The 15,203-nt window shown below is 67.9% G+C and carries 12 protein-coding genes; 2 read left to right on the plus strand and 10 right to left on the minus strand.

The genetic code is table 11. The annotated features are described in order from the left end of the window. Window positions 1-20 precede the first annotated feature (20 nt). Window positions 21-767, minus strand: coding sequence for a DedA family protein (locus AAHA49_RS07145; protein ID WP_339392801.1), 747 nt, complete (start codon window positions 765-767; stop codon window positions 21-23). Between the two features lie 112 nt (window positions 768-879). Here AAHA49_RS07145 and AAHA49_RS07150 point away from each other — a divergent pair, with 112 nt between their 5' ends. After that, a complete protein-coding gene (locus AAHA49_RS07150) occupies window positions 880-1,929 on the plus strand; it encodes a YhjD/YihY/BrkB family envelope integrity protein (RefSeq protein ID WP_339392802.1) in 1,050 nt (349 codons plus the stop codon). A 44-nt stretch (window positions 1,930-1,973) separates the two neighbouring features. Further along, window positions 1,974-3,455, plus strand: a complete 1,482-nt coding sequence (locus tag AAHA49_RS07155) for a glyceraldehyde-3-phosphate dehydrogenase (protein ID WP_339392803.1) — start codon at window positions 1,974-1,976, stop codon at window positions 3,453-3,455. Between the two features lie 174 nt (window positions 3,456-3,629). Here the strand turns inward: AAHA49_RS07155 and AAHA49_RS07160 are convergent, their stop codons facing one another. The 9 genes from AAHA49_RS07160 to AAHA49_RS07200 all read right to left on the minus strand — a co-directional run bounded on the left by AAHA49_RS07160 (window position 3,630) and on the right by AAHA49_RS07200 (window position 15,084). Next, window positions 3,630-4,217, minus strand: a complete 588-nt coding sequence (locus AAHA49_RS07160; RefSeq protein ID WP_342037785.1) for a hypothetical protein — start codon at window positions 4,215-4,217, stop codon at window positions 3,630-3,632. Next, the gene (locus AAHA49_RS07165) at window positions 4,214-5,179 is read right to left on the minus strand and encodes a D-2-hydroxyacid dehydrogenase (protein ID WP_342037786.1); all 966 of its coding nucleotides are present in this window, start codon (window positions 5,177-5,179) and stop codon (window positions 4,214-4,216) included. Before AAHA49_RS07165 ends, AAHA49_RS07160 begins: the two co-directional genes overlap by 4 nt. After that, window positions 5,121-6,839, minus strand: a complete 1,719-nt coding sequence (locus AAHA49_RS07170; RefSeq protein ID WP_339392806.1) for a DHA2 family efflux MFS transporter permease subunit — start codon at window positions 6,837-6,839, stop codon at window positions 5,121-5,123. Before AAHA49_RS07170 ends, AAHA49_RS07165 begins: the two co-directional genes overlap by 59 nt. Window positions 6,840-6,880: 41 nt before the next feature. Continuing rightward, entirely contained in the window at window positions 6,881-7,519 is a 639-nt protein-coding gene (locus AAHA49_RS07175; RefSeq protein ID WP_339392807.1) for a TetR/AcrR family transcriptional regulator, read from the minus strand. A 109-nt stretch (window positions 7,520-7,628) separates the two neighbouring features. Further along, window positions 7,629-9,806: a DNA primase gene (dnaG, locus tag AAHA49_RS07180; RefSeq protein ID WP_342037787.1), complete on the minus strand. Its 2,178-nt coding sequence runs from the start codon at window positions 9,804-9,806 to the stop codon at window positions 7,629-7,631. Between the two features lie 3 nt (window positions 9,807-9,809). After that, window positions 9,810-11,117 carry a deoxyguanosinetriphosphate triphosphohydrolase gene (locus tag AAHA49_RS07185; protein ID WP_342037788.1) on the minus strand — a complete coding sequence of 436 codons (1,308 nt, stop codon included), beginning with the start codon at window positions 11,115-11,117 and terminating at the stop codon, window positions 9,810-9,812. A 2-nt stretch (window positions 11,118-11,119) separates the two neighbouring features. Next, a complete protein-coding gene (gene dusB, locus AAHA49_RS07190) occupies window positions 11,120-12,292 on the minus strand; it encodes a tRNA dihydrouridine synthase DusB (protein ID WP_342037789.1) in 1,173 nt (390 codons plus the stop codon). 78 nt (window positions 12,293-12,370) lie between these two features. Continuing rightward, the gene (locus tag AAHA49_RS07195) at window positions 12,371-14,077 is read right to left on the minus strand and encodes an ATP-binding cassette domain-containing protein (protein WP_342037790.1); all 1,707 of its coding nucleotides are present in this window, start codon (window positions 14,075-14,077) and stop codon (window positions 12,371-12,373) included. 140 nt (window positions 14,078-14,217) lie between these two features. Then, complete coding sequence (locus AAHA49_RS07200) at window positions 14,218-15,084, minus strand: hypothetical protein (RefSeq protein ID WP_342037791.1); 867 nt, start codon at window positions 15,082-15,084, stop codon at window positions 14,218-14,220. Window positions 15,085-15,203 lie beyond the last annotated feature (119 nt).

Below are 15,203 nucleotides of genomic sequence, written 5' to 3' on the forward strand. Positions count from 1 at the left end.
CGAGGCGGTGCGGCCGAGACTCAGGAAGCGCCGTCCGCCTCGGTGCTCTGCCGCCGCTCATAGTCGGTGTCGCGGGTTCCCGTCGCCCGCTGCCGCCGGCGCTTGCGCACCTTGAGCACCACCCAGACGACGAGGGCGATGACGACGGCGACGATGACGAGCGTCTGGAAGTACCCCGCATAGGTCTCGACGATCGACCAGTTCTCCCCGAGGTAGAAGCCCGCGACGATGAGGATCGTGTTCCAGATCGTGCTGCCGGCGGCGGTGAGGAGGAGGAACTTGACCATCGGCATCGCCCGCATGCCCGCGGGAATCGAGATGAGGGAACGGAAGATGGGGATCATCCGTCCGAAGAAGACGGCCTTGTCCCCGTGGCGGTCGAACCAGGAGATCGTCCGGTGGACGTCCTCGACGTCGACGAGCGGCATCTTCACTGCGACCCGGATGATCCGGTCGAGCCCGATCCAGCGGCCGATCGCGTAGAGGACGAGGGCGCCGACGACGGAGCCGATCGTGGCGAAGACGATCGCCAGCACCAGGCTGAGCTGGCCGCGGCTGGCGGTGAAGCCGGCCAGGGGGAGGACGAGTTCGCTGGGGATCGGCGGGAAGATGTTGTCGAGGAAGACGAGGAACCCGACTCCGAGGGGACCGAGCGCCTCCATGATGCGCACGGTCCAGGCGGAGAAGCCGCTGAGGTTCTCCGCGGCACCGGAAGCAGCTGACGCTGTGAGCAGACCGGTCCCGGTGATCGATGCTGTGATCGCCATGCGCCCAAGTCTAGGCAACGGCCCCGTCTCCCCCTCACAGAGCGCTCCCAGAGGTTAGTGTGGGAACGGACACCTTGTCGAACGAGCACTCAGTGACATGAAGGAGCACTCAGTGACACCAGCGAAGATCCTGGCTTCCCGCAGTCCTGTCGCCGAAGCCGGACACAATGCGATCACCTCGCCCGGCCCGGCGCACCTCATGCGGGCGGTGCAGCGCTTCCTCCAACGCCTGGGCAACCAGTTCGGCGCCGCGATCACGTACTTCCTCGTCCTCGCCGTCGTCCCGATCGCGATGTTCACCTTCGCCGGCCTCGGGTTCGTCCTCGATGTCCTCCGCCCCGACCTCGTGCCGGTCATCACCGAGCAGATCGAGGCGTTCTCCCCCGGCAACTCAGCGCTGACCGACCAGCTCGAGAGCTTCCTCAACGACTGGCAGGCGGTCGGGATCTTCGGTATCCTCGCCGGCCTCTACACGGGGCAGGGATTCATCGGCAACCTCGGCGCCGCCGTCCGCGCCCAGCTCCACGACGAATTCGACGACGAGGTCAACCAGCCCTTCGTCAAGAAGTTCGTCGGCAACACCGTCACCCTCCTCGGGCTCATCGTCGGGCTCCTCCTCACCGTCGCCCTCACCGTCGTGGGCACGGGGCTGCGGGCCTTCATCACCGACCTCTTCGGACTCTCCGGCTGGATGTCCGGCCTCCTCGTCGTCGTCCCGCTGCTCATCACGTTCGGGGCCTCGTGGCTGATCTTCATGTTCCTCTTCACGATGCTGCCCGAGCACCCGGTGGACAAGCAGGCGAAGGTCCGCGGTTCGCTCATCGGCGCCGTGTGCTTCGTCATCCTCCTCAATCTCGCCACCGTCTTGGTCGACCTGTTCTCCGCCGGCAAGGCCGCGGGCGTGTTCGGGTCGATCATCGCGATCATGATCACTCTCAACATCTTCGCCCGCATCATCCTCTTCGTCGCCGCATGGATCGGCACGGCCCGCGTCCCACGGCCGAAGGAGGACGAATCCGCTGATCACAGGTTCATCGAACCGAAGGCTCAGGTGCAGACGCTCGGGGCGCTCATGGCCGGTGCCGGGATCGTCGCGCTCACCCTGCTCGGTTTCAAGCGCTTCGAGGAGAGGCGGTCGGGAGACTCCGCGGCGAGACGGTAGACTTGAGGGGGAATTCGTCAACTGAATATAAGGGGATTCGACCTTTGACTGAAGCAACCACGGCTCGTCTCGACGAGTGGGCGAAGAAGCAGACCGCGGCTGAAGACCTCATCCCGCTCGTCGGCCGCCTCTACCGCAACAACGACGTGCTGCTCACCCTCTTCGGCCGTTCGCTGCAGGGCAAGTCCGTGACCGGCATGATCAAGGCGCACCGCTATGCCCGCCACTTCCTCGGCGAAGAGCTCGACATCGAGACGACCCTCGAGGTCGTCCGGGCGCTTGCCGACCTCGACCTCGGTCCGGCACGGATCGACCTCGGTCGCCTCATCGTCAAGCTGAACGAGCAGTCGGCTCCCACCGCGGAATTCCTCGCCGCCGAGCTCGACTCGGTCATCGGCTCGGATTCCGAGGACGGGGTGCGCGATGTCGTCCTCTACGGCTTCGGCCGCATCGGACGCCTGCTCGCCCGCATCCTCATCGACCGTGCCGGCGGCACCGGCATGCGCCTGCGCGCGATCGTCGTCCGCAAGGGCGGAGAGAACGACATCGTCAAGCGCGCCTCCCTGCTGCGCCGCGATTCGGTGCACGGGAAGTTCGACGGCAGCATCGTCGTCGACGAGGAGAACTCGACGATCCTCGCCAACGGCACCCTCATCCAGGTCATCTACTCCGATGATCCCTCGCAGGTCGACTACACCGCGTACGGCATCAACGACGCGATCATCGTCGACAACACCGGCAAGTGGCGCGACGAGGAGGGCCTGTCGAAGCACCTGCAGAGCAAGGGCGCCTCGAAGGTCCTGCTCACCGCTCCCGGCAAGGGCGACATCAAGAACATCGTCTTCGGCGTCAACGACTCCGACATCACCGATGCGGACACGATCCTCTCGGCCGCCTCGTGCACGACGAACGCGATCACCCCGGTCCTCAAGGCCCTCAACGATCGCTTCGGTGTGCGCAACGGCCACGTCGAGACGGTGCACTCGTTCACCAACGACCAGAACCTCATCGACAACTTCCACAAGGGTTCGCGTCGCGGCCGTGCGGCGGGCCTGAACATGGTGCTCACGGAGACGGGGGCGGCGAAGGCCGTGGCCAAGGCGCTGCCGGAACTGAAGGGCAAGCTCTCGGGCAACGCGATCCGCGTTCCCACCCCGAACGTGTCGATGGCGATCCTCAACCTCAACCTCGAGACGGCGACGACCGTCGATGAGCTCAACGCGTTCCTGCGTGAGACCTCGATGAACTCGCCGCTGCGCAACCAGGTCGACTACGTCGCCTCCCCCGAGCTCGTCTCGACCGACCTCGTCGGCTCGAAGCGCGCGGGTGTCGTCGACGGTCTCGCCACGATCGTCGACGAGGACCGCGTCGTCGTCTACGTGTGGTACGACAACGAGTTCGGCTACAGCTGCCAGGTCATCCGTTGCGTCGCGGAGATGGCCGACATCGACACCCCGGCATTCCCGGAGGTCACCGAGGCCGTTGTCGAGACCGAGGTCGAGCAGCCCGAGGTCGCACCGGTCTGATCCGTTCGACTCAGTCGGCTGACGCAGCCGTCTGAGTCGGTCACCTCAGTTCGCACAGTGAAGCGGCGCCCCCAGAACATCGGGAGCGCCGCTTCCTCGCATTCACGGCCGCAGCTTCCCTCGCCGAGGTGGCTCAGTCTTCTCACCGAGGTGCTCAGTCCCCTCGGCGTTCGCTCAGTCCTCCCGGCGTTCGCTCTCGACGGCGTCGTGGAGCCAGATCGGGGTGAAGGTCTCAAACCGCGTGGCCAGCTCGTCATCGGAGGCGAGGATGAGCGCGAACCGGTCATCGGCACTCGAGAGCTCACGGGCCCAGATCGGTCCGAGGCAGGCGAGCAGGAGGCACGCGAGGACGACGGCGACGGCGAGGATCGGCGTCTGCGCCCACAGGAGGAATCCGAGGAGGAGTCCCACGACGGCGAAGCCGATCGCGATCGCCATCCCCCCGCCCGGGGTCCGCGGGGCACGGGTGGTGGCCGGTCGCCTCGCCGCCACGGAGTCGAGCGGGTCCCGGCCCAGCCGGGTCCACGCGATGATCGCACCGATCGCGCAGACGATGCCGATCATGATGAGGCTGAAGGCGGAGAACAGGAGCACCGCATCGGTCCTCTCCCCCTGCGCTTGGAAGGCCGCGCCGAGGCCGGCGACGAGCATCGCCGCGGCGAGGACGAGCATGCTCAGCAGCCGGGCCCGTCTGATCGCCGTGAGTTCGGCGAGCACCCGGGCGAGATAGGTGCGCTCCGCATCACCGTCGAATGTGCTCATCGGACGAATCCTGCCTTCTTGTCGACGGTGTGGGGAAACGGCGTACCCGCCCGGTGGAGGGCGAAGAGTTCGAGGAACTGGTCGGCCAGCCGCATGCGCCAACCGTTCGTGTCACCGGACATGTGCGGGGTGATGATGACGTTGTCCGCTCTCCACAGCGGATGGTCGGCCGGCAGCGGTTCGACATCGACGACGTCGAGGGCGGCACCGGCGATCGTGCCGGAGTCCAGTGCGTCGACGAGCGCTGCGGTCTCCACGGTGGCCCCGCGCCCGACGTTGACGAAGAACGCATGCTCCTCCATGGCCGCGAACACGCTCGCGTCGAAGAGACCGCGGGTGCGATCGGTGAGCGGGGCGACGTCGATGACCCAGTCGATGCCGGAGAGGTGGGCAGTCAGCTCCCGGGAGTCGATGACCGTCGAGAAGTCGTCATCGCCGTCGCGGGCGTGACTGCCCGCACCGACGACCTCGACTCCCAGAGCGGCGAGGACGCGGGCGACCTCCCTCCCGATCGCTCCGGTCCCGACGACCAGTGCGCGCGTGCCGGCGAGATCGCTCGTCGACCGCCGGTTCCACCGCTGCCGACTCTGATCGTCCAATGACGCGACGCTCGACTTCGCGTGCATGAGCAGGAAGCCCAGGACGAACTCCGCGATCGGCCGGTCGAAGACGCCGCGGGCGTTCGTGACGACGACCTCGGAGTCGACGAGCTCGTCGAAGAGCAGCGAGTCGACCCCGGCGGCCGCCGCATGGACCCACCTCAGCGCATCGGCACGGTCGAACGTGTCGGCCAAGGCGGTGGAGAAGAAGTCCCAGAGGAGGAGCACCTCGGTGCCCGGCAGCGCCTCGGCGAGCCCGTCCGCGGTGACGATGCGGACCTCGACGTCACCGGACCGGGCGAGGTCAGTCAGTCGCTCGGGCACCTCGTCGTGGGGTGTCGTGAGAATCGTCAGAGTCGTCATCCGCTGCTTTCGGTGTCGTCGGCACGCCCAGACTATCCGATGCCGGAGAGGCCGCGGCAACCTCGGCGTGGTCATGGACGGCGACATGCTCACGGGCCGCCTGATCCTGCTTCTTCAGGGTCTGCGCAAGCGGAGTGTTCGGCAGGAAGAGGAGGATGAGGAAGCCTGCGAAGGCGAGCGGCGCGACCCAGAGGAAGAGCGGGACGAGCGCATCGTTGTAGGCGGTGATGATGAGGTTGTGGATGGGTTCGGGCAGCTCGGAGACGATCTGCGGGGTCAGACCCGTGGACGAGACCTGCGGCAGTCCCCCGCCGTCCCCGCCCGCGGAGAGTTCCCGCATTCCCGAGGTGATGTTCTCCAGCAGGCGCTGCGTGAACACGGAGCCGATGAACGCCATGCCCAAGGTCGCGCCGACCTGGCGGAAGTAGTTGTTCGCGGCCGTCGCGGTGCCGACCATCTCGACGGGGAAGGCGTTCTGGACGACGAGGACGAGGATCTGCATGCTCAGACCCAGGCCGAGGCCCAAGAGGGCGAGTCCGACCATCGGCTCCCACGCGGGGCTGTCGGCCTGCAGCGTCGAGAGCAGGACGAGGGCGGCGCCGATGAGGAGGATGCCGATGAGCGGGTAGCGCTTGTAGTTGCCGGTGCGGGCGACGACGAAGCCGACGATCGTCGAGGACAGCAGCATCGTGCCCATCATCGGCACCATCATCAGACCGGCGACGGTCGCGTCGATGCCGTGGACCATCTGCAGGTAGGTGGGCATGTAGGACAGCACGCCGAACATGCTCACCCCGATGAAGAGGCCGGCGATGGTCGAGAGGAGGAAGTCGCGGCTCTTGAACAGCCACAGCGGGATGACCGGTTCGCTCACCTTGGACTCGACGATGATGAAGGCGATGATCGCGAGCGCCCCGGTGATGATGAGACCGTTGATCTGCCACGAACCCCATTCGTAGTCGTGTCCGCCCCATGCGGAGACGAGGACGATGCACGAGGTGACCACGGAGATGAGCGCCATGCCGCCGACGTCGATCTTCGGCCGCGGCCCCCCGTGGTGCTTGGGGATCTTGAGGAAGACCGCGGCGGCGACGAGCGCGATGGCACCGAGCGGGAAGTTGATCGCGAACGCCCAGCGCCAGCCGGGTCCCTCCGTGAGCCAACCGCCGATGAGGGGTCCGGCGACGGAGGAGACGGCGAAGGCCGAGCCCATGATGCCCATGTACTTCCCGCGTTCACGCGGGGGCACGACCGAGGCGATGATCGACTGGGAGAGGATCATCATCCCGCCGCCGCCGATGCCCTGGAGGACACGGCCGAGGATGAGCATCGACATCTCGTTCGCGATGAGCGCGAACACCGATCCGAGGAGGAAGCAGCTGATGGCGAACATGAACAGGGGCTTGCGACCGAAGAGGTCGCCGACCTTGCCGTAGATGGGCATCATGATCGTCGAGGCGAGCATGAACGCCGTGGACACCCACAGCATCTGGTCGACGCCGTCGAGTTCGCCGACGATCGTCGGCAGGGCCGTGGCGAGCACGGTCTGATTGAGGGAGAACATGAACATCGCGATCATCAGTCCCACGAAGAGGAGGATGATCGCCGAGGTGGTCATGGGTTGGGTCTCGTTGGTGTGGTTCTCGGGTGCGTTGGTCATTGTCCCGGTCCTGAAGTCTTCGTTGCTTCTCATCTCAGCTTTCATCGCAGTCGGTCGAGCACCTTGAGGAAGAGCCCCAAGGAGTCGTCGTAGACGTCCTTCGTTCCGCCCGGCTCGGCGACGAGGTCGGGCGACCGCTTGACCACACGTCCCGCGTGCTGGAGCGGCACCATGCACATCTGGGTGAGCATCCGCGCACTGCGCCACGCCGAGTCCTCACTGGAGAACTCCTGCCCGAGGTGGCGCAGCCGGGCGAGCACATGCGCGGAGACGAGCTCCTCGAGGGCTTCGACCTGCTCGAACCGCTTCGTCACGAGCTCCGGATAGGCGGCGAAGAGCTGCCGCCGCCTAGTCGACAGGCGCGGGTCGGTGCCGACGAGGAGAGCCTCACGGACGAAGTTCGCGGTGTCTTCGGCCAGGGTCTCCATGCCGTTGTCGGATTCGACGTAGTCGGTCACCAGCTGGGCGTCGATGCTCGAGGTGTCGAGGCCGACGATCGCATCTTCCTTCGTCTGGTAGTAGTTGAAGAAGGTGCGCGGGGAGACACCGGCGTCGGCGGCGATCGCCGCCACGGTGACCGCGTCGAGTCCCTGGTCGAGGACACGGGTGATCGCCGCCTCATGGAGGGCGGTGCGAGTCTGTCGCGCCTTCTTCGTCCGCAGGGATTCGTGTTCGGCCATGCCGACAATCTTGCACCATCTGCAAGTTTTCATCAACTGCAAAATTGCAATTGTGCAGTATTTCACGCAGCCGGTGGGGTGCGCCGGTCTCAGAGGGCGGCGGGCCGAGTCACATCATGAGTTCGCGCAACCTCACGCGGTGCTGTTCGAGGACCTGGAGCTGGCGCAGCAGCGCCGTCTGCGCGTCCGCGTCGGAGGCGGACTGCCGCTGCAGACGCGAGTGGAGTTCCTTGGCGATGCGTTCGAGGTCGAAGTCGAAGAGCTTCGCGACGATGCCCTGCGCGAACTTCTCAGCGCTCACGCCTTCGGACACCGGCAGCGGGGTGACGAGGAGCTGAGCGATCGCGGGCTTGAGTTCCTCATCAGCCGCGCCCATGACGGACTCGATCCAATGTCCGGGGTCCCCGGCACCCGTGCGCAGACCGCCCGCCGCGGAGATCACGGCTTGGACGCGGCGGTAGCCGGGGTGTTCGAAGGCGTTGGCCGAGAGCGAGTCGAAGAGCTTCGCGTTGACGAACTCCGGATGCTGGAGGGCGACCATGAGGGCGCCCTTCTCCGTCTTCAGGCGCGTTGGGCTGATCGGCGCCGAGAGGTTCGAGACGTCGGGGCGTTCGTCGTAGACGTATTCGATGCCCTGCTCATCAGCGCCGGCTGCCCGGTCGGGGGTCTGTGCGGGCGCGGTGCCCTGGCTGGCTGGGCCCGGTCCGTTGCCCGGTCCCCCGCCCTGGTTCTGACCATTCCGATTCGCCCCGCCGCGGTTCGCACCGCCGACGTGGGGCCCGCTCTGCTGAGGCCTCCCACCGTTCGGGGCGCCGCCGTTCGGACCGCCTGAACTCGGTCCTCCGCCGTTCGGTCCGCCCGCACCCGTGCCTCCGCGCGGCTGTCCGCCGTGCGACGACGGAGCTCCGCCGGCACCCTGCGCTCCACGATGATCGGTTCCGGTCGACCGGGACTGCTGGGGTCGCGGGTGCCGGCGGGCGGTCTTGACCGCCGCCTCCACCTCGGCGATGTCGACGCCGATGCGGCCGGCGACGAAACGGTGGTAGTGGCTCAGACTCGTGCGGTCGCGGATGCCGGTGAGCACGGCGGCGGCGGCATTGACCGCGCCGATGCGGCCTTCGACCGTGTCGAGGTCGAACTGGGCGATCGCGGTGGTGATGACGAACTCGAAGAGGGGTTTGCGCTCGTCGACGAGTTCGCGGACGGCAGCATCGCCCTTGTCCACCCGCAGGTCGTTGGGGTCGAGCCCGGAGGGTTCGACGGCGACGAAGGTCTGCGCGGTGAATTCGGAGTCGAACTCGAAGGCTTTGAGCGCGGCCTTCTGACCGGCCTCGTCACCGTCGAAGGTGAAGATCACCTGACCGGTGGGGTCATCGCCGATGAGACGGCGGACGACCTTGACGTGTTCGGCGCCGAAGGCCGTGCCGCACGTCGCGACGGCCTGTGTGACACCGGAGAGGTGTGCGGCCATGACGTCGGTGTAGCCTTCGACGATGACGACGCGCTTGGACTTCGCGATGTCGCGTTTGGCGAGGTCGAGGCCGTAGAGGACCTGGTTCTTGTGATAGAGCGCGGTCTCGGGGGTGTTGAGGTACTTCGGACCCTGGTCGTCGTCGAAGAGCCGCCTGGCGCCGAAGCCGATCGTCCGTCCCGTGAGGTCGCGGATCGGCCACATCACGCGTCCGCGGAACCGGTCGTAGATCCCCCGGCTGCCTTCGCTGGCGAGTCCCGCGGCGAGGATCTCCTCGTCGGTGAATCCGGCCCGGCGCAGGTGACCGGTGAGCGCATCCCATGACTTCGGGGCGAAGCCGACGTCGAAGCGGGCGGTGTCCGCGGGCGGGAATCCCTTCTTCGCGAGGAAGTCCCGCGCGATCCCACCGGCCTCCTCGGTCAGCGCCTGCGCGAAGAACCTTTGGGCGACCTCGTGCATCTCGAGCAGACGCTGCCGCCGGCTCGCCTGCTCCCGGTCGGGGCCCTTCCCGTCCTCGTAGCGTAGGTGCATCCCCACTCGTCCGGCGAGCATCTCGACGGCCTCGACGAAGCTGAGCTGCTCGACCTTCTGGAGGAACGTGAAGACGTCGCCGGACTCCCCGCAGCCGAAGCAGTGGTACATGCCCACCTGCGGGCGGACCGTGAACGACGGGGTCTTCTCGTCATGGAACGGGCACAGTCCCTTGAGCGAGCCGATGCCCGCGGTCTTGAGGGTGACGAACTCCCCGACGACCTCGTCGATGCGCGTGCGCGAGCGCAGTTCGTCGATGTCCTCGCGCTTGATGAGTCCGGCCATGGTCTAGAGACGGTCTCCCGTCCCCGCTTGGATCCGGTGGTAGAGCGTCCACGCCGAATGGTCGGTCAGCGACGCGATCTGGTCGGCGATGACCCGCAGGCGCGCCGCATCGCCTGCGGCCTCGGTGTGATCGGCGGCGAACATCGGATCGAGCCTGTCCGGATGGTCCTGGTACCACTCGGCGAGGGCCGTGATGACGGTCTCCTGGATCTCGTGGAGGCGCAGGCGATCCTCGGCGACCATGACGGTCAGGGTCGCCATGCCCTTGAGCACGGCGATCTCGACGGCGGTCGATTCGGGCACGACGAGGGAAGCTGCGTACCGGTTGAGCGGTTCCCACCCGTACTCCTCCCGGGTCGCGGCCTCCGCGGCGCCGACGAAGCGGCCGATGAGCTGGCTCGTCATGTGCTTGAGCGCGGCCTGGGCGCGCCGGGACCCGTCGAAGTCGTCCTTCGGCCAGTACGCGGCGGCCTGGAGGCGGGTGAGCGCCCTGTCCATCTCCGCGTCGTCGGTCTCGGGCAGGTACCACTGCCGGGTGATCTCGAAGAGTTCGAGCCGGCGGACCTCATCGGTGAATTCGCCGAGGCGGAGGTGACCTGCGACGATCGCGTCCTCGACGTCGTGGACGGAGTACGAGATGTCGTCGGCCAGATCCATGACCTGGGCCTCAAGGCACCGGCGGCCGTTCTCGACACCGGCGCGGTAGAAGTCGAACACGGCGATGTCGTCGTCGTAGACCCCGAACTTCCGCACCCCCGAATCCCGGCGGCCGGCAGATGCCTCGGCCCGGGGCCACGGGTACTTCGTCAGGGCGTCGAGGCTCGCGCGGGTGAGGTTGAGTCCGGCCGGGCGACCGTCGGGGGCGAGCACCTTCGGTTCGATGCGGGTGACCAGCCGCAGGGTCTGCGCGTTGCCTTCGAAGCCGCCGATGTCGGCGCAGAGCTTGTCGAGCACGGTCTCCCCGTGATGGCCGAAGGGCGGGTGCCCGAGGTCGTGGCTCAGGCATGCGGTGTCGACGATGTCGGGGTCGCAGCCGAGGTAGCGGGCGAGTTCGCGTCCCACCTGGGCGACTTCGAGGGAATGGGTGAGCCGGGTGCGGACGAAGTCGTCGGTGCCCGGCGAGACGACCTGGGTCTTCGCGCCGAGGCGCCGCAGCCCCGAGGAGTGGAGGACACGGGCGCGGTCGCGCTGGAACGCCGAACGGCGCGGGTTCTTCGCCGGCTCGATGACCCAGCGCTCTTCGTCGCGCGGCGTGTAGTCGGCGACGAGCCCGGAGGCCTGGGCGATGCGGGCAGAGGTCTCGGTGGGCATGCTCATCCTCCGGAGATGTCGAGTTCGGCCTCGGCGAGCAGCGCGGTGCCGCTTAAGTCGAAGACACGGGAGTCGAGCCAGCCCTCGGGCAGGTGGGGCCGCTTCGGACGGGTCGTGCGACCTCTGGAGCCTTCGGCGGCCTCACCCGGGTAGGGAGCGTCGTCGAGTTCGTTCAGCAGGCCGTCGAGTTCCTCGAGGGAGGAGACCATCGCGAGCCGGCTGCGGAGGTCGCCGCCGACCGGGTAGCCCTTGAAGTACCACGCGATGTGCTTGCGCAGGTCGCGCACCCCGTAGAACTCCTCGCCGTAGTAATCGACGAGGTACTCCCCGTGCAGGCGCACGGCACGGGCCACCTCGGTCAGCCCGGGGCGGTGGCGCTCCGCACTGCCGTTCAGCGCGTTCGCGAGGTCCCCGAAGAGCCACGGCCGTCCCTGGCAGCCGCGACCGATGACGACGCCGTCGCAGCTGGTGCGCGCCATCATCTCCAGGGCATCCTCGGCGGAGAAGATGTCCCCGTTGCCGAGCACGGGCACGGTGTCGCCGAGGTGGTCCTTGAGGCGGGCGATCGCGTCCCAATCCGCGGTCCCCGAGTAGAGGTCCGCGGTCGTGCGACCGTGCAGGGCGATCGCCGCGACCCCGGCGTTGCGCGCGGTCTCGCCCGCGTCGAGGTACGTGTGGTGGTCGGCGTCGATGCCCTTGCGCATCTTCACCGTCAGCGGGATGCCCCCGCGGTCGGCCTCACGGACCGCGGTGGTGACGATCGAGGTGAAGAGGTCCTGCTTCCACGGCAGGGCCGAACCGCCGCCCTTGCGGGTGACCTTGGGCACAGGGCAGCCGAAGTTGAGGTCGATGTGGTCGGCGCGGTCCTCGTCGACGAGCATGCGCACAGCCTGCCCGATCGTCACCGGGTCGACGCCGTAGAGCTGGACGGAGCGCGGGGTCTCGTACGGCTCGTGGTGGATGATCCGCATGCTCTTCGGGCTGCGTTCGACGAGCGCCCGCGAGGTGACCATCTCAGTGACGTAGAGGCCGGCACCGTATTCGCGGCACAGCCTGCGGAACGCGGTGTTCGTGATCCCGGCCATGGGGGCGAGCACGACCGGAGAGGACAGCTCGATGGGACCGATGCGCAGAGGCTTGACGGCCGGGGACGTGGATTCGCTGATGACACTCACCGTCCCATTATCCCAAAGGCTGGCAAATCGGATACCGTCCCGGCCGTTCCCTGCCTCACAGTGCTCGCCTCCCACCGGTCACAGGGCGACCTCCTCGTGTGCCCCGGCCGCGTCCGCGGGCATGCTGCTGCCGCGCGCGGAGTCGCTGCCGCCAGCAGGCTCCGCGTGGTCGCTGCCGGCGGCAGAGTCGCTGCCGCCCCGGAGATCGCGGACGTCCCATTCGGTGTCGACCCCGAGGTCGGCTGCGAGCCGGTCGTCGTGGGTGACGAGCAGCATCGCTCCCCCGTATCCCTCGAGCGCCGAGGTGAGCGCCCGTTGGGAGGCGAGGTCGAGGTTGTTGCCCGGTTCGTCGAGGATGAGCAGCTGCGGGGCCGGATCGGCGAGCAGGGATGCGGCCAGCGCCACGCGGAACCGCTCCCCTCCCGAGAGCGTCCCGCAGCGCTGCTCGGTCCGGCCGGCCCGCAGTCCCATCGCGGCGAGCACCTCGTGGACGCGGTGCTTCTCCAGCCCCGGGTTCGGGTCACGGACGGCGTCCATGACGGTGGCATCGGCGGGCAGACGATACTGCTGGTCGAGGTGGGCGATGGGCACGTGGACGGCGGTGCTCAACCCGGGGAAGAGCTCGGCGACGGGCACTCCGGGTTCGAGGCGCCCCCGGATCGCTGCGAGCAGGCTCGACTTCCCGGCCCCATTCGGACCGGTCAATCGGATCCGTTCGGGACCGACGATCGTCCACGGCCGCTCGAGGTCCGCGGTGTCGACCTCGAGCACTCGCTTGCCCGCGTGGACCTCGGTCTCAGGCAGGTGGAGGGTGATCGAGGAGTCCCGGCGCAGGGCGTCCTTCGCACTCTGCACGTTCGTTTCGGCCCGGGCCTCGTCGGCGGCCTTGTCACCGCGACGCTTCGCCGCCGACTTCTGGGCGAAGTCGCTCAGTCCGTTCATGACGATCTTCGGCCGACGCTTGTTCGCCTTGTCCGTCGCCGCCTTCCGGTCGGAGCGCGCCAAGGCGGTCTCGAGTTCGATGCGCTGGCGCTTCTCGATGGCATGGGTCTTCTTCGCCTCGGTGAGTCGAGCCCGTTTGGCCGCCTCCTCGGCCGCGACCATCTCTTCGTACGCGGTGTATGCGCCGCCGTAGACCCGCAGCTCATCGGTCATCTCGACGATCGCGTCCACCGTCTCGAGGAGGTCCCGGTCGTGGGAGATGACGAGTGTGGGCCCGCTACGACGGGAGAGCAGGTCGGCCAGGAGCTCACGACCGGTGCCGTCGAGGTTGTTGCTCGGCTCGTCGAGGATGAGCCACGAGGAGCCGACCATGGCCGCCCGGGCGAGGCCGATGCGCATCGCCTCACCGCCGGAGAAGGTCCTCAGCCCCCGATCGAGGTCGGCGGTCTCGAGACCGAGCCCCACCTCGGCGAGAGCGGACAGGGCCCTCTCCTCGATGTCCCAGTCCTCACCGATTATCTCGAAGTCAGCCTCGTCGGCGCCGCCGGAGAGCGCGCGCAGCAGGGCGGAGCGGATCCCGGTGATGCCGAGGGCGGCCGCGACGGGAGCATCCCGGTGCGGGAGGAGCTGGTCGATGTGGACGGCTGCCTCGGCACCGGTGACGGTGCCCGCGGTCGGGGTGAGGGTGCCGGCGATGATGCCGGCGAGTGTGGATTTCCCGATCCCGTTGTCGCCGACGAGTCCGACGGTGCCCGTCGGGATCGTGGCCGTGAGACCGGAGAGGATCTCGGTGTCATCGCCGAGGCGGTATCCGAGTCCGGAGATGGTGATGGCAGAAGGCATCAGTGACCTCATTTCGTGCACGCTGAACATGTGCGGGGCCGAATCGCCCGCGGGTGCGGAAATGAGGTGTCACTTCATCTCAGGTGTGTCCTTCGTCGGGAATGGGACCCGACAAGGATGCCCGAGGGGCGGTCCGTGCGTCAACCCTTCCCGGGCAGATTCGCCCGGATGTTCTCCGCGAACGTCGCGCGCAGATCGACGAGTTCGGGGCGCTCGGCGAACATCGCGACCTTCGGCGCGGACATGTCCCGGCTCTGTGAGAGGACGAACTGGGTGAAGCTCTCGGAAGCGTCCTCGACGACGTCGGTCTCCGCGTAGCTGTTGACGAACTCGGGGTCGGCCGTGGCCTGCGGGGACCAGAACCGGGACCAGAATTCGAAGAGCACGGCGTCCTCGGCGAAGCACCCCTCGTCGACATAGAGGGTCGGGCAGGAGCGCTTGGATGCCGCGGTGAAGGCACTGTCGCCGAGGGTGACGATGTGGAAGGCCTCGTGGACGATCGTGCGGATGAACTCCGGGTCGTCGGGGTCGCTGTCGGTCGTGTCCAAGAGCATCCTCCAGCCGCCGTCGGAGGCACCGGTGGGCTCGACCGCGGCCAGGTCGCCGCCGGCACCGTCGGTGAAGAACCGCACCTCCGTCACGGCGTCCAGGACATCGCCCGGGACGGTGCCCACGACCGCGTCCCACGCCGCGGCGTCGGCGGCCGACACCGGCTCCGAGAGGCGGGACTCGTCGTCGAGGACGACGGTGGTGCCGTGCTCGCTCGGGTCTTCAGCAGTGTCGGGGTCGGATTCGGCGCCGGGTTCGGGACTGGATTCTGGAGCCGAGTCGGACTCAGCCCCGGCATCGGCGGCGGCGGCGTCGGGATCGGCTTCGGAGGACACCTCGGCCTCCGCGGTCGACTCGTCGGTCTCCGCGGTCGACTCGTCGTCGGAGAGGTCGTCGATGCCGGGGTAGGCGTCTTGGATCTCCCGCACCGCCGCATCCGCCTCGGCGAGCGAGGGCATGCCTCCGGGTTTCGAGCAGCCAGCGACACCGGCAGTGAGCACTGCTGTGAGGGCGAGCGCGACCACGGTTCGCGCCGGCCTGCGACGTGGATGAGTGCGCACCGTCGTGGCCGACGGCG

This window comes from Brevibacterium ammoniilyticum, from assembly GCF_038429965.1.
GTDB lineage: Bacteria > Actinomycetota > Actinomycetes > Actinomycetales > Brevibacteriaceae > Brevibacterium > Brevibacterium ammoniilyticum.

Bases quoted from the DNA above. Each gene is read 5' to 3' on its own strand.
- dnaG (WP_342037787.1), bottom strand. From the start codon at position 9,806: ATGGCCGGACTCATCAAGCGCGAGGACATCGACGAACTGCGCTCGCGC.
- AAHA49_RS07145 (WP_339392801.1), bottom strand. From the start codon at position 767: ATGGCGATCACAGCATCGATCACCGGGACCGGTCTGCTCACAGCGTCA.
- AAHA49_RS07175 (WP_339392807.1), bottom strand. From the start codon at position 7,519: ATGGCCGAACACGAATCCCTGCGGACGAAGAAGGCGCGACAGACTCGC.
- AAHA49_RS07185 (WP_342037788.1), bottom strand. From the start codon at position 11,117: ATGCCCACCGAGACCTCTGCCCGCATCGCCCAGGCCTCCGGGCTCGTC.
- AAHA49_RS07200 (WP_342037791.1), bottom strand. From the start codon at position 15,084: ATGCCCTCGCTCGCCGAGGCGGATGCGGCGGTGCGGGAGATCCAAGAC.
- AAHA49_RS07170 (WP_339392806.1), bottom strand. From the start codon at position 6,839: ATGACCAACGCACCCGAGAACCACACCAACGAGACCCAACCCATGACC.
- AAHA49_RS07160 (WP_342037785.1), bottom strand. From the start codon at position 4,217: ATGAGCACATTCGACGGTGATGCGGAGCGCACCTATCTCGCCCGGGTG.
- AAHA49_RS07165 (WP_342037786.1), bottom strand. From the start codon at position 5,179: ATGACGACTCTGACGATTCTCACGACACCCCACGACGAGGTGCCCGAG.
- AAHA49_RS07195 (WP_342037790.1), bottom strand. From the start codon at position 14,077: ATGCCTTCTGCCATCACCATCTCCGGACTCGGATACCGCCTCGGCGAT.